Here is a 13985-nt window from a genome sequence, read left to right on the forward strand (position 1 = left end):
CTTGCCTCCCCCCCTTTTTTATATCTTTTTAAAGTACATAAGCACACCCTATAATTTCGTTGTCCTCTGCCAAACAAATACACTCTCACTTTTCACTATGTATATACTGCCTATTAATACGCTTATACTCTTAGTTTAGCAAATCCTCAAAAAAATAATAAAAGAAATATACTATCTTCTTCATAAAAATAAAAAAATGAGTTATACTATTATTATAAATATTTTTACTTTTCTGCATTCAACGAGATAAGAAAAGGATGTGATGTAATGGGATTCCCAAAAGTTGAGCGCTTGCTCATCAATTATAAAACGTTAGATGAATTCAAAAAATTTAAAGGGTGCGGAGCCCAGGAACTATCTATGCTGGAAGAATTGCAAGCAAACATTATTGAAAACGACAGTGAATCTCCATTTTACGGTATTTATTATGGCGGATCACTAATCGCACGTATGAGTCTATATATGAAAAGAAACGGCGGAGAACCATTCGAAATTACAGGTCCTTACCTAGAACTTTATAAACTTGAAGTATTACCAACTTTTCAAAAACAAGGATTCGGACAAATGCTTGTAAATCATGCGAAGCAACTCCAATTTCCTATTAAAACGATAGCGCGTATTCATTCAGCTGGTTTTTGGGATAAATTAAATTTCAGCCCCGTATCAGTAACTGATGGAGATTTTTATATTTGGCATCCAGAAACAAATTTGAATGCGGTTACAAATGAAGAATCGGCTTAAGAAATAAAAAAAACAGCTGTATAACAGCTGTTTTTTTATTTCTTAAGCTTCTCTAACTTCTCAGTCGAGCGAGCATTGTTTCTTTCCGCTACCATTACACTTCTTTTTTGATCGATATAATCAAGCAATGTTCTATACTCTTCCTCATATACTGATAATCGCTCCAGAAGACGCTCTCTTTCTGTTTGTAATGCTTCAACTTGTTGTTGCAACACCGTTAAAGAGTTTTCATCTTTATAATTTTGCAAGAAATCAATAACATCATTCAACGTAATTGACGTAGGTTCTAACACTTTTGTCTCTTTCACTTCATAATTTTCTACTTTACGAAGTTGCTTCGCTTCCTCAATACGTTCTTTATATTGCTTTCTTACGTAAGAATTCCATCTAAATCCACATGCTGCTGGTGTACGAGATAAATTTTTCCCCACTTCCTTAAAGGCAGAAAGTTGTGTTCCACCTTCTCGAATATGCCGGAGTACTACTTCTGCCAGAAGCAAATCTTCATCATCAGTCCAAGCATCTTGTCTTGTTGTCGCCATTTCTCTAGTCCTCCCTATGCATTTTTTATTAAGCATATGCAGTTACTAGAAAAGATAGAATACAACAACTAAAGATTAAGACAAAAAAAATAAACGCAGAAGATATCTTCTGCGTTTATTTTCCCGCAATTACTTGCTGATTACTTCTTTACCTTTGTAAGTACCGCATGCTTTACATACACGGTGAGCTAATTTCGCTTCACCACAGCTTGGGCACTCTACCATACCAGGTACTGATAATTTGAAATGCGTACGACGCTTTCTTTTTACTGTTTTAGAAGTTCTTCTAAAAGGTACAGCCATTCTTCCCACCTCCTTAAAAGAAATAGTTATTTTCATATGAAGGCCTGAACCAGTCTTCCGATTATTTGTCAAAAAACTTTGCAAGTCCTGCCAATCTTGGATCAACAGTCTTTTCTTTGTCTTCTTCCGAAATCACTTGCCAGTCTTGACCTTGCGTCGGTGCTCCACCAGAAACATCATCACTGAAAATTTGCATTGGAATCTCCAAAAGTATATTTTCCTTGATTACGGGCAGTAAGTCAAGTACTTCTCCTTCTAAACAATGAATTTCAGCTTCAGTTTCAAATTCTTCTTGTGAAGTTTGGAACACCTCAGTTGTTTTAATGTCAAATGGTAATGTCACATCTACTAAAGAGCGAGAACATGGTAAAACCATGCTTCCAGTTATATGTAGATGAAACGTAAACTTACCGGAGCCAAAATCAACTCTTCCCGTTACATGAACAGGATTAATTTCACGAATATCTTTCTCGACCTCTTTTAGCTCACTTACATCTACCATCTCATCCAATGTCAATCCTTTATTTCTCAATTTATTCAATTGATGGATGGACCATTTCATATCATATCACCTCAAGGCAACAAACAAAATTATAGCTAGCCATTTTATATTTGTCAATGTTTTTTCTTTACACCTCTAAAGAAGCATTGTGTCCATTATGTGTTAAAACGTGTGTTTTTGTCCAGCTATATTTTCTATTTTAGACAAAATGGACATAAAGTAAATAATAAATGTGGTACAAGTTGTGGTCAATGTGGTCTGCGTGGTCAAAAGAGAGTGGTCGTTTACGATCACTCTCTTCCTATATGTATTCCCATTTACTATTCCCGTTAACGCATACAGAATTAAATTTTTTGAACTACACTAGGCTTTATGATTTCTTCTATACTTGTCCTAAATATACATGCACCCCTTTTATTTGTTTTTTTATCATTACAAATAACTTGCTATATCAACGTTTTAGTCCATGAGCTTTTCTAATCATTTTCTATCTTTTTCTATAAAGTGGGGCAAAGGTGGGGCGTCACTGGGGAAAAGGGACAAAACGAGTTGGACTTCCATTCAGCTCGTTTTTATTTAGATAATACAGAAATCCTTGAAATTTGATATAATGATACAGTTATTAACATTAACTAGGGGGAACAATTTATGAAGAAATTTTTCAAATTTGGTTGTCTAGGTATTATTGCGATTTTTGCAATCCTTGTTGTCATAATGATTATCGATATTGCTAATGACGACCCAAAATCAAAAGATAAAACAAAGGAAGCTGTTACAACAACAGCTAAATGGGAAGAAAAAATTAAAGAAGTTGCATCAAGTAATAAAAATCCAAATGAAAAGTTTGATGAAGTGAGTAGATATGCTCACGATTACAAACCATCTAAAGATGAAGTAAAACAGTTTGGCGATGCCATTATTAAAGAATATAAAGATAAAAATTATATTAAAGATATCTCTAACCATGAGTACATGTTAACGAATATTTTCAAATCACAAGTTGTTGATAAAAATGCATCAGAAAAGCCATTAAAAGATTTCGCTTTCGACTTCTGGCAAAACTCTAAATACAACTACCGCGGTGTAGAAAATGCGACAAGTAGTGCTACACAAGCAAACGAACGCCAAATGGATAAAGCTTTAAATAAAATGAATAAATAGAATGACCATTTTTTAGGGAGGGTATATTATGAAGGTTGTACGCTCTATATTCAAAGGATTTCGTTTAATAGGTTTAATTGTAAAACCCGTACTTAAAGCATTATCTAAAAGTAAATTTTAAATCTCATAAAAATAAAAATCCCCTTCTGCATATGGATGCAAAAGGGGATTTTTTAAATTAATCTATTTGTTCTACAGATACTGGTTCATAGATAAATAAGAAACGGTGTATATTTACACTAACATTTATAAATCTGAAATTCAAGATATAATTACCTACTTATAGAATCAGATAATATTTTTATTTATAAAACTATTCTTTTATAGAAAATTACTTCACATATACATAGGTTTCATTTGCTGTTAAACAGGTTTTAGTTTATATAAAGACTTTGAATTTATCTAAAATTTCTGCATTTACATTTTTTTCTTTTTATTTCATAATTTTAATTGGGAAAGGGAGGAGAAAAATGGTTCAAATTAAAGTAACACCTGAAATGCTAGAAGCAGTTGCGAATCGTGCAAGTAATACCCGAATCGCATTAGAATCTATACATAATAATTTATGTAATGAAATTGATCATTTGTGTTTTCAATGGATTGGGGCCTCTAATCAACAGTTCATTCAAATGTTCAATGATGCGAGACCAAAAGTTTTTACATCTATCAATTCAATTATACAAGTGGAAGAGGATTTGAAACGCATTGCCGAAAAATTCCGCAACACAGATAATCAAGATGTTACAATGGAAGAAGGTGCAATGTGTGGTAAACCCTCTTCTGAAGAAAAAGGATTTGATGGCAGTAAACTAGCTCGAGATATTACTGGTGAATTAACTGGTGAGTATGATATTAGAAGAGCTTGGGATGGAGTTGATCCTTCTACCGGAGAAAAACTGTCAACCTGGGATAGAATTTTTGCAGGTGGAATGGCAGTTGCCGGACTAACACCCATTGGTAAAATTGCTAAAGTAGGAAAAGGCGTTAAGATGACGCATGCTGCAATAGAAAGTAAAAATCTTTTACGAGGAGAGGATTACTTAAAATCAGCAACACGACCAAATGGTATTGGTAAACCACATATCGGTGAGAACGGCAACTTAATTCCAGCAAATAAAGAAGGGATGTATAAGGGCCGACAAGTAACTGTAACCGAACATATCTTAGGTGGATATCGCAGAGGAGCAAAACATAATAGTCCTTATACTAGTTTCTCGATAAACCCTGAGGTTGCAAGTAATTATGGTAAAAATATTATTGATATTGATTTACCTGCTTTAAGAAAAGGGATTAGAGAAGGTGAAGTAAAAGATGTTGCTATTTTAAGCCCTAAGCAAATAGAGCGTTTAATAAAGCAAGATTCCGCAACTACAGATCACTGGAAAAATCTCGCTTTAAATTGGACTAAAAGGGATACTGAATACCTTATTAGAGGGGAAATTCCTAGTAAATACTTTAACATTAAGAAATGAGAGGGATATTCGCTATGAAGCTATACTTTAAAGACATACATTTAGGTGACATTTCAAATGCAAATGGTGATGGTTTTTGGATGTATGGGAATATTAATTTCACTAATAATATTTCTGATTTCAAAGAGTTTCTTAACAAAATGGTTGATGAAAATAATCCGCCTTTAGATGATGTAAATCCAATCCTATTGGATGAAAACAATTGGTTTGTATCTAAAAATAATCAATTAGAGGGAATTGGAATACCTGCCGTCTACTTTGATTCAAATGAAATAGAATGGCGTTGGAGATAAATAAAAAGGTTCTCTTAACTGAGAACCTTTTTTCACCTTACCTCACATAGACATAAGCTTCAATAGCTGTTACATAGTATGTTTTACCTTTGCTATTGTGAACTTTATATTGTGGTGAACCATTAACACTTACTTTTGCATCAATTGTGAATCCTAATCCTGCATCTACAGAACCAGCCACATCTTTATCCTGCCAAGATGGAGCATCATAGAAACGTAGATTGTTAACTTTTGAGACAACACGCTTTCCAACAATAGAAGAATCTACGGTGCTTTTCTTATTAAACTTCACATAAGATGGATCGTTCTTAATCCACTGATCTCCACCAAGATTTAACCAACCATCCTTTTCCGCCCACACAATATAAGATTCTGGTTTGTTTAATTGACTAATCTTAGAATAGCTTGTACCTGGTCCTTTACGTAAGTTAACGTTGTAACCTTCAATATAGGCGATACCGTCTGTTACTGCTGTTGGTACTTCCGCTGGTTTAGATGGCTTCTCAGGAACAGAAACATCCACACTAGAATTATTATATGCTCGTTGTACATCTGCTCTAAATTGAGCTTCTGAAACGCCATGAGACTTTAAGTAATCAATTGGATCTTCATGATCCGTACCGCCAAGGTAATGAGTTACATCGCTATGTGTCCACAATCCTTTTTCTACAGATAACCCACGGTCACGTAAGATTTTAGCTAGTAACTTAACGTATTTGTCATAGCTGCGTTTGAATTTTGTATAGTCCGCTGTTTCGCATAACTCTACATGTACAAATCGTTTATTAGCAGCAGGACCGCCACCATAAGCAATGTATTTTGTATCAGCAATTTGGATTGTTTCATCCCAATCGACTGCATAGTGAACAAATGCATTTCTCCATGTACGAGACTCATATTTTTGAATGTTAATAGCTGGAGCTTCTGGAGTTGCTGTAGAATGTGCTACAACTCCCTCATAAGCACCTACACCATAACGGTATGGTTGTTTTGGTAAATCAGGGATAATAAGCGTTCTATCAGCAAAAGCACTTGTAGCAAAAGAACCAACAAGTACTAGAATCATAAGGAACGAGGTAATATGTTTCATTGTCTTTTTCATTTAGCATCAACATCCTTTTTTATAATTTTTGTGTGGTCAAATAATCCACTTGCTGACAATCCAATGATGATTCCTTGAAATACATTTGTTTTGATATCTCCGCCCAAAAATAAAACGCCTAGCACAATGCCAAGCGTTAAATTTAGTAACGGAACATATTTTGTTTGTAATCCAATTGTTTTTCCAATCTGTGAAAGACCAACTACAATTCCAATCATTACAGTAATTTCAAACATTACATACCACCTCCTTTCATTAAGAAAGTGAGTGCTGCGCCTATAATTCCACCTACAATAAGTCGCAAGATCCAGGTAGTATTAGCGCTAATTTTATCTAATTGCTTATTGATATTGATAATGTCTTTCTCGTTACCTGTTGTCCGCATTTCTAAACTTTTAATCTCTAAGCGAATGTCCTTAATATCTTGCTTTATTTCTTGAACATCACTTCTTACTTCTTGTAACCCTTCCACTTTGACCACCTCATTTCAAAATAAAAAGAGAGACATCTATTTGTCCCGCTTTTCTTATAAAAGCCGTATTTTATGCAAAATAAAAAACAGCCTATAGCTGCTCTGGTTTCTTATCAATTAAATTTTGAAGTAACAGTTGTTCTAAAACTTCAATTCTACTGTTCATTTGTTTATTCGCTTCTTTTAATTCTTGAATTTCAGCATCTTTAGCTTGTTTTTCTTCTTGAAATGCCTTTATTTGAATTGCTACTGAAGAATATATTTCAGCTGCATTTCTTGTTTTTGTAACAAAACACTCAGGAGTATTTTCATCATCTGCAATCCACCCATAGTGAGTTTCTATATCCTTTGTTGTAAGGATTGGATCACCTTCAACACGATTCATTCGCTTCTCATATAAGTCTTCTATATCTGTTTTCAAGTTGTATTGTTGGATTTGAAGTGCCATAATTTTTTCTATTGCGCTAAACTGCACATCACGAATATTTGTTTTGTATTCACGTTTCGATGCTGTTTGGAAAGCTGATGCCGTAACAGCATTAAAGGCATTCCCTGTTCCATCTTTAACTTGAAGTGTTTTATATCCCTCAACGTTACCATTTCGTAGCATTACTGTTTGGAATCGAAGGTCTGTTTCAGCGTTGGGCGTTGCAACTATATCAAGCATATTTTTACCTTTTAAGTTGAATACAATGGAAGACTGACTGTCCATCCATACGGATTTAGATCCACCTTTTAATGTTATTCCACCAGCAGAGTCTACCCAAAATGCGTTCGATGGATTAGATACTGTGAAGGTAGCACCGTTTGCTACTTCAACCCAATATGATCCATTTTTTGCATACTGACTTATACCTTTTCCAGAAGTGATAATTGTATGCCCACCAGAATTGACCTCTGTATTCTGATTACTTTTCATAAACAAAGCCCCACCAGTAAGAATATCTAAGTGGCTAACAGAATCTAAACGAATTGTATTAGTATAAGCGCTAAATTGTTTATCAGACCTTAGGGTAACTCCGTTATTACCAGTAATATAAATATAGTTATCTCCATTAAGAGATACATCCCCTTTTGTATCCACATTTAATTTAGCGCAATAATGTGGAGTTTTATCCGCATCATAACCTTTAACAATACCAAAGCTACCGGTATAGTAATTTTCTCCTTTCACTGGGAATTGAGATATTGTTAAAGTACCATCGCGGAAACGTGATGTATCCACATCATCATGCATAAGTATTGTTGGTTGTATTTGGCTATCAACAGCTCTTTTGTAATAACCAATAAACATTCGATTTAAATTCGACTCCATCAAACGTATAAATTGCTTTTGAATGTGAACATAATTAGAACCATTGTCTGTACGTATGGTTGTACCTTTAAGTTCCTGTGCTTCTAAATACTTTGCTATTGTTGTTCCATCTAATTGTATTTTACCTGCACTAATTTTAACTGCTTCTGCTGTTTGATTGATAGTCGAGATAATATCGCCTTTTTTGACTGTTGAATTAATTTCATTAGACATTAATGTAATAGAGCTTTCGTGCTTTTCCACCATTGCCTTACTTCCGAATTGACCGTTCGCTTCTGTTTTGGTGTATACATCCGTTTTCTCTGCCTTTAAGTCAATACGGTTAGATTGCTGATTGATCGTTGTTTCCATTTTAGAAACTTTACTATCAAAATCAGAAGTAGCCACTTTCTTTGCAATTTCGCCTACAAGTTGGTCATAGTTGGCATAGTCTTTCGGATTCTCCATGAAACTAGAAGGTGTAATACCTTGTTGTAATTGTGGTTGCGATACCCAAAGTCTACCGTTTTTTCTAATAACCACTACGAAACGTATCGTAGTAACACCAGATGCAGGAGATGGCATAGTTACACTAACAAATTTCCATGATCCATTAGTCAGTAATGGTACAAGTTGTACGACTTTATTCGTAACCCAAGTAGAACCATTGTAAAATTCAATCATTACAAATGCTGTATTATCTATGGTAGCAACTGCATCTGTGTAAAACCATGCAGATAACACATAATCACCTGAGTTAGGAGATACAGGTAATGATTGATAGAACGCTGCATTTCTGTCTACTGTCTGCCCGGACGATTCTAATTTAACGGAATTCATACCGTCATGGTTTCTCGCTGTTTCTGGTACAGCTGTAAAGTTACTGCCGTTTGGACCGACACCCCATTTAGAAATACTCGGTTTTCTACTCGTTACAGCTCCTGTAGTAGCGTTTATTACTCGATCTTCAAATGCAGTATTAAATAGTAAGTTCGTACTTCCTAATCCACCTACATATTCTTGCATTTGAGTATCTGTTACTTTGGATTTAATTTGATTATTCAACTGTGTGATATCACTCGTGTTTTGTTGTACAATTTCTCCTTGTTTGCCTTGTGTTTGAGATAGAGATGTAATGGTTTGTGAATTAGAATCCGTTGTTTGTTTAACTTGATTCAAGGTAGTTTGCATTGCACCTTGGTCTTTTTGAACAGTTGATACAGTAGTTTTTACACCATCCACACTTTTTTCGATTTCGGTTGTTTTCTTCGTGAATTCATCGGTTGTTACTTGATCTTCTGCTGCTGGTTTATAGTCTGTTGCTTTATTTCCAATTTCAATTTGCCATTCTTTTAATTCGATCATGCCTTTAACATTACGTAATAGCGTTTGCGAATTGAAAACCTCAATTGCTTTATCTTTAAGATTATAAGTAAAGGAATATGTTTTCCATTCTTGATTTGCGCTAACATCACTTTCGCAACGAACACCAGGCCATAATTGTTCACCATCTTTATACTTTATCCACACTTCTACCCCAGCCCATGGATTCGGTGTTCCCTTTTCATATCCAATAGTTCTTGCTTTAAAGCTAATAGTAAACTGCTGCCCTTGTAGCATCGATAAAGCATCCGGCACAATTTTAAATGACTTATTTACTATATTAGACACCGTTGTTCCTGTGTCAGATTTAAGTGTGCCACCTGTATTTAACAGAATGTTACGTCCGCCAATCTTCATATCATCAAACTTTTTTTCCACACTACTCAACTTCTCAGTGACTTTTCCTGCTTCTTCTTTAATTTCAGTTGTTGTTTTCTTAAGCTCACTTGTTGTTTGCTGCACATCAGAAATAGTCTTCTTCGTACCTTCCACAGTGGATTCAACCGTATTTAATTTATTACTGATTTCAGTATCTTTTTTTGTTAACGATTCAATAGAAGTTTTAAATCCATCTGCGGTTTGCTCTGATTTCGTTACACGTTCAGTAAGCTTTCCTTGTTCATTTTGAATATTAGAAACCGTCGTGTTAATCCCTTTAATAGTAGTCTCAATTTCTACCGTCTTTTTAGTAAAATCAATTGTTGTTACTTGATCTTCTGGAGCTGGTGTCCATGCTGTAGCAACGTTAGATAATTCAAGTTTGACGTTTTTTACATACGCTGTACCTTCAATACCTTCGCCACCATATATATACAATCTAACAGCTTTAGTAACGTCAAATTTTTCATGAAGTTTCATGGTAAACGTATAGCGTTCCCATCTATTAACTTCACTTACGTTAAACACATACTGACCACTGTGAAAGCTTTGTGCTGTGTTACCTTCAATAAAATGATGTAACCCACCGTTTATACGGAAACCTTTTGTATCTGACCAAATATCCATACTAATAGTAATTTCTTTACCCGCGACATTATTTCTCGCAAATTCTGCAACCACATCTTCAGCGATACCCAGCCATCTATTTTTTTGACCGATAATACTGTTTTTATTAATAAACGCTACAACTGGATAACCGAAAGTAGTTATATCTAGATGGGCATGATAACCTTTTGTTGGATCTGCTACACCACCGTTATACCCACTTCCCCAACCAGATGCCTGAAGATTACCATTTAACGATTTGTCCCAACTTATAGAATCATTAACAATATAACTAGAAAAATTAGAGTTTTTAAGCGAATTTCGTCCATCTAGTTTTGTATTATCTACTTGCGTTTTAAGTTCTGTAAGAGTCTGTTTCGTCCCCTCAGCTGTTGTCTTAATCTCGTTTGTTTTCTGCTCCAACTGTGACATGCCTTCATTCGTTTTCTTTAATTCGGACTTCTCCGCTTTCTGTGTAAGAGCTTCATTTGTTTGACCAATCGATGTATTAATATCCTTGAATTTCTGTACATTCCCTTGTTTATCAGTTTCATAGATTTGTTTCCCTATAAAACCATTGTTAATTTCCTCTTTTGTAAACACTCCAGATTTATCGGCTTTATCTTTTAACTGTGTATTAATCCATGTTTGATCCACTTTGCCATTAACTTGCTTTTGAACATCCACTATTTGTCCAGCTATCTCTTGCGCTTTACCTTCCACACTTTGAACCTTTTGATTTAATTCCGTTTTAGCTGTTTCAATATCTTTCTTAACATCTTTAATACTTTGCTGTAATGGAGCTGTATCAGGAACAACAGGTTCCCACGATACACCTGTCCATATTTTTAAAATACCAGGCTTACCATTACTAATATCACGCCATAGTGTTTTATTAGGTTTAAGATTAGTAGTAGGTGGATTAGCTCCTTCTATAATATCTACAAGATTTTGATTCATATATTTTTGTGTTGCTTCTGCCAAGTCTTTTGCTGTTTGGCTTTCTTTTTGAGCCTGATCAGCTTTATCTTTAGCATCAATGATGTCTTTGTTTTGTTCCTTTACTTTATTATTTAATTGGTCAAATAACTCCTGCGGAACCTTGTCATACAATGAACTGAGTATCTTTTGGTATAATCTTCGCAACTCATCATTTTGATCCACGATTTCACGATAATCACCAAATACATAGTTATCTTGTATAGGATCTTTAAAAGATTCATCACCAGCAATAGCTCGCGCTTCAAGATACAACTTAGGTGTAAACCCTTCATCTATAATTCGAATTGTATCTCCTTCATTGATCTCTTCATGTGATAAATTAGGTATTCTAGCTATATTTTGTACATCGACTCCATAAGAAACGGAAGCATTCACAAGCTTTCTCATTTCCGTTTTCATTAAAGTTAAAAGTCTTTCTGGAGACATATTTTGGTCGTCTGTTTGTGGAGTGTAGAAAGCGAATTTATGTTTTCCGTTCTCATTCCAGCGTTGATAAGCTGCATCATCCACAAGATAAGGAACACCCTTATTTATGGATGAGATTGTAATAAATTCTCCATTTTCTTTTTTCACAAAACCTAATAAGGCTGTACAAATGTTTTGAGAGTTCTCAATACGTTTAATTCCTATTAAATCTTTACCAAAGGTTACTTCTTTTCTTGTATCTCGCCCTCGTCTCTTAACCATATCCACATAACGACCAACAATTTTAGAACCAACAACTTCAGCTCGATATTGAATTTCTATTTCAAATGAAGCGGCAATTTGTTTAAGAAAATCCAATGGATTTGTAAATTCTTCAATTTCCATTGAATGTGCTCCGTCATGTTCGGTTTTACCTATTTTCCACTTCGTCCCTTTAAGAGCTATTTCCATACACTGTTTTAATGTTTTGCTTTCCAATTTTTGTGGCTCTATAATTGCTGCTTTAGCAAGCTGAATCCATTCACCAGATGCATAAACCATTAATGATCTATCCTTAGAATCCTTTTCCGTTTCTGTAATGACATACGGAACGATTCTACCGCCACGTACTTCTTTTAATACTAAATTTTGCTGTACAAGTGTTGCTGCATGATCTGTATTCTCAAATACCCTAAACTCTAGAGTATCAATATTATTTTTAATTTCCCAATGCCGTTTGTCATTCCAATAGTCCTTAGGTTGTATAGCTGAAACGATTTGATTTGTTTTAAAATCAACAACATGTAAGTCTCCACTTGGTGTACTCATCTAAATCGCTCCCTATACGTTAATTTTGCTATTCCTACATTTGCTGGACGTATTATGACTTCATTTTTCCCTCTCTTTATAACAGGGAATGAACTAAATATATCTTTTAGTGCAATTGCATTTGTTCCATTGATTGTTACTAATGATCTTTCTGTGTCTATTTGAATTTTATCTCCTATATCAAAAATATAAGGTGTTACATCTTTATCGAAATGATTAATCTTGTAAAACTTAACATCTTCAACAAACGCGACTTCCATCGCATCATTATTTCCGTATTTAGTAACTGCTACAGCAATTTTTTTCGGCTTCATACTTGTATATTTAGATGTATTGCTTATGTCTATCCAATAATCTAATTCAGTATCGTTATCAATCTCTGTATTCGCTCTGTATTTAGATACCTTAGCAGACCACTTGTTACCTTCACGCTTCATTGACAAGTGACCTCTAAAATCATTGAACGATCCTTCACGAATACCACCTGTGGATTCTATGATTCTATAGTTATCTTTATTGACCTCAGATTCCATCCAACCTACGCCTACTCTACCATTGATGTTTTGCATAGTATTGTAGTAATCTGTTAAATCCAGCATAGTCATAACTTCATCATTATCTCCTAGAAGAAATACAGCTACAGAACCCATTTGACCAACCCTAGTAGATTGTAGTGTGAATTGACAATCTAAAATAAAATCAGTAGCATCTTGAGGGATTGCCCTAGTCATTACAGGTCCATGCCATGCGGTACCATTACCATAATCTTCAGCATAGAATGCGTAACCTTGCCATACTTTAAAACTACCTGCGGGCTGAATATAACCGATTTTTTGAGTATACGGTGTCCATTTGGCTAAGTCCGTCATTTCATCCCATAAAATACGTTCCTCTCTAGATACCACAACCGTCTGTATTGGGACTGGATAACCAAGTCTGAAGTACTCTAGCCCGTTCCATACATCCAGAAAAGGACTCTTTGCCCCTACAGTTATATCAATAATTGGATTAGACTCTACAGATCCTTTGTTAATAAAGTTAGACTTTAAGTCACTGTTCTCAATAGCAAGGGTTTTACTTTGTACAGGACCTAACTTATATGGCATTGGACAAATGAACTTAAGTGTTCCTATTCCAAGTGTTACAAACTCATCTGGATCAAAACTGTCATCCACAACTGCTAAATATGTTCTATTGGGTTCTACATCAAAAATAAGCTCTACTGGTTGATCTGTTATTAACCAACTTGCAATTTCTTCTTTTACCATTTCTAAATCAGCATCATCAGGAACTATAATCCCTACAGGAATTGATAAAACACGCATTTCTGTTTGTGTATTTAATAATCTTGCCCCTGGATATCCTGGGGTACTTAGAAAATTCCGTTTCAATGGTGCCCAAGTTGGTCTTTTCCAACCTTTTGCAATTTGGATATACCTTTTACGTTCATTGTTAAATTTGAAAGAGCTCATTTTGACACCTCATTTCTTTATAAAATAAA

12 protein-coding genes are annotated in these 13985 nt (G+C 34.8%); 4 read left to right on the forward strand and 8 right to left on the reverse strand.

Annotation, left to right across the window (positions count from 1 at the left end; translation table 11 throughout):
* Positions 1 to 267 precede the first annotated feature (267 nt).
* A complete protein-coding gene (locus tag MHH27_RS19935; RefSeq protein WP_000506690.1) occupies positions 268 to 741 on the forward strand; it encodes an N-acetyltransferase in 474 nt (157 codons plus the stop codon).
* Between the two features lie 35 nt (positions 742 to 776).
* On the opposite strand, the gene MHH27_RS19940 is transcribed toward MHH27_RS19935, so the two are convergent.
* The 3 genes from MHH27_RS19940 to MHH27_RS19950 all read right to left on the reverse strand — a co-directional run bounded on the left by MHH27_RS19940 (position 777) and on the right by MHH27_RS19950 (position 2148).
* Positions 777 to 1283, reverse strand: coding sequence for an RsfA family transcriptional regulator (locus MHH27_RS19940; protein WP_340943816.1), 507 nt, complete (start codon positions 1281 to 1283; stop codon positions 777 to 779).
* 129 nt (positions 1284 to 1412) lie between these two features.
* Complete coding sequence (gene rpmF, locus MHH27_RS19945) at positions 1413 to 1586, reverse strand: 50S ribosomal protein L32 (protein ID WP_001984764.1); 174 nt, start codon at positions 1584 to 1586, stop codon at positions 1413 to 1415.
* Between the two features lie 61 nt (positions 1587 to 1647).
* Complete coding sequence (locus MHH27_RS19950; protein ID WP_000872146.1) at positions 1648 to 2148, reverse strand: YceD family protein; 501 nt, start codon at positions 2146 to 2148, stop codon at positions 1648 to 1650.
* A 588-nt stretch (positions 2149 to 2736) separates the two neighbouring features.
* Here MHH27_RS19950 and MHH27_RS19955 point away from each other — a divergent pair.
* The 3 genes from MHH27_RS19955 (at position 2737) to MHH27_RS19965 (ending at position 5014) form a co-directional block, all read left to right on the forward strand.
* Positions 2737 to 3249, forward strand: coding sequence for a hypothetical protein (locus tag MHH27_RS19955; RefSeq protein WP_098213870.1), 513 nt, complete (start codon positions 2737 to 2739; stop codon positions 3247 to 3249).
* Between the two features lie 470 nt (positions 3250 to 3719).
* The gene (locus tag MHH27_RS19960; RefSeq protein WP_340943823.1) at positions 3720 to 4721 is read left to right on the forward strand and encodes a WXG100 family type VII secretion target; all 1002 of its coding nucleotides are present in this window, start codon (positions 3720 to 3722) and stop codon (positions 4719 to 4721) included.
* 14 nt (positions 4722 to 4735) lie between these two features.
* Entirely contained in the window at positions 4736 to 5014 is a 279-nt protein-coding gene (locus MHH27_RS19965; protein WP_071723819.1) for a hypothetical protein, read from the forward strand.
* A 37-nt stretch (positions 5015 to 5051) separates the two neighbouring features.
* On the opposite strand, the gene MHH27_RS19970 is transcribed toward MHH27_RS19965, so the two are convergent.
* The 5 genes from MHH27_RS19970 to MHH27_RS19990 form a co-directional block, all read right to left on the reverse strand.
* A complete protein-coding gene (locus MHH27_RS19970; RefSeq protein ID WP_340943827.1) occupies positions 5052 to 6116 on the reverse strand; it encodes an N-acetylmuramoyl-L-alanine amidase in 1065 nt (354 codons plus the stop codon).
* Positions 6113 to 6352 (reverse strand): hypothetical protein, encoded by a 240-nt coding sequence (locus MHH27_RS19975; protein ID WP_000461724.1) that lies wholly within the window; start codon positions 6350 to 6352, stop codon positions 6113 to 6115. The genes MHH27_RS19970 and MHH27_RS19975 overlap by 4 nt, the downstream gene beginning before the upstream one ends.
* On the reverse strand, positions 6352 to 6588 hold the full coding sequence (locus tag MHH27_RS19980; RefSeq protein ID WP_000398737.1) for a hemolysin XhlA family protein: 237 nt from the start codon (positions 6586 to 6588) through the stop codon (positions 6352 to 6354). Before MHH27_RS19980 ends, MHH27_RS19975 begins: the two co-directional genes overlap by 1 nt.
* A gap of 91 nt (positions 6589 to 6679) precedes the next feature.
* Complete coding sequence (locus MHH27_RS19985; RefSeq protein ID WP_340943830.1) at positions 6680 to 12484, reverse strand: phage tail spike protein; 5805 nt, start codon at positions 12482 to 12484, stop codon at positions 6680 to 6682.
* Positions 12481 to 13956, reverse strand: a complete 1476-nt coding sequence (locus MHH27_RS19990) for a distal tail protein Dit (RefSeq protein WP_340943833.1) — start codon at positions 13954 to 13956, stop codon at positions 12481 to 12483. The genes MHH27_RS19985 and MHH27_RS19990 overlap by 4 nt, the downstream gene beginning before the upstream one ends.
* Positions 13957 to 13985 lie beyond the last annotated feature (29 nt).

The sequence above is a fragment of the Bacillus sp. FSL L8-0152 genome, assembly GCF_038006365.1.
GTDB classification, from domain to species: domain Bacteria; phylum Bacillota; class Bacilli; order Bacillales; family Bacillaceae_G; genus Bacillus_A; species Bacillus_A cereus.

Bases quoted from the DNA above. Each gene is read 5' to 3' on its own strand.
- MHH27_RS19935 (WP_000506690.1), top strand. From the start codon at position 268: ATGGGATTCCCAAAAGTTGAGCGCTTGCTCATCAATTATAAAACGTTA.
- MHH27_RS19940 (WP_340943816.1), bottom strand. From the start codon at position 1,283: ATGGCGACAACAAGACAAGATGCTTGGACTGATGATGAAGATTTGCTT.
- rpmF (WP_001984764.1), bottom strand. From the start codon at position 1,586: ATGGCTGTACCTTTTAGAAGAACTTCTAAAACAGTAAAAAGAAAGCGT.
- MHH27_RS19950 (WP_000872146.1), bottom strand. From the start codon at position 2,148: ATGAAATGGTCCATCCATCAATTGAATAAATTGAGAAATAAAGGATTG.
- MHH27_RS19955 (WP_098213870.1), top strand. From the start codon at position 2,737: ATGAAGAAATTTTTCAAATTTGGTTGTCTAGGTATTATTGCGATTTTT.
- MHH27_RS19960 (WP_340943823.1), top strand. From the start codon at position 3,720: ATGGTTCAAATTAAAGTAACACCTGAAATGCTAGAAGCAGTTGCGAAT.
- MHH27_RS19965 (WP_071723819.1), top strand. From the start codon at position 4,736: ATGAAGCTATACTTTAAAGACATACATTTAGGTGACATTTCAAATGCA.
- MHH27_RS19970 (WP_340943827.1), bottom strand. From the start codon at position 6,116: ATGAAAAAGACAATGAAACATATTACCTCGTTCCTTATGATTCTAGTA.
- MHH27_RS19975 (WP_000461724.1), bottom strand. From the start codon at position 6,352: ATGTTTGAAATTACTGTAATGATTGGAATTGTAGTTGGTCTTTCACAG.
- MHH27_RS19985 (WP_340943830.1), bottom strand. From the start codon at position 12,484: ATGAGTACACCAAGTGGAGACTTACATGTTGTTGATTTTAAAACAAAT.
- MHH27_RS19990 (WP_340943833.1), bottom strand. From the start codon at position 13,956: ATGAGCTCTTTCAAATTTAACAATGAACGTAAAAGGTATATCCAAATT.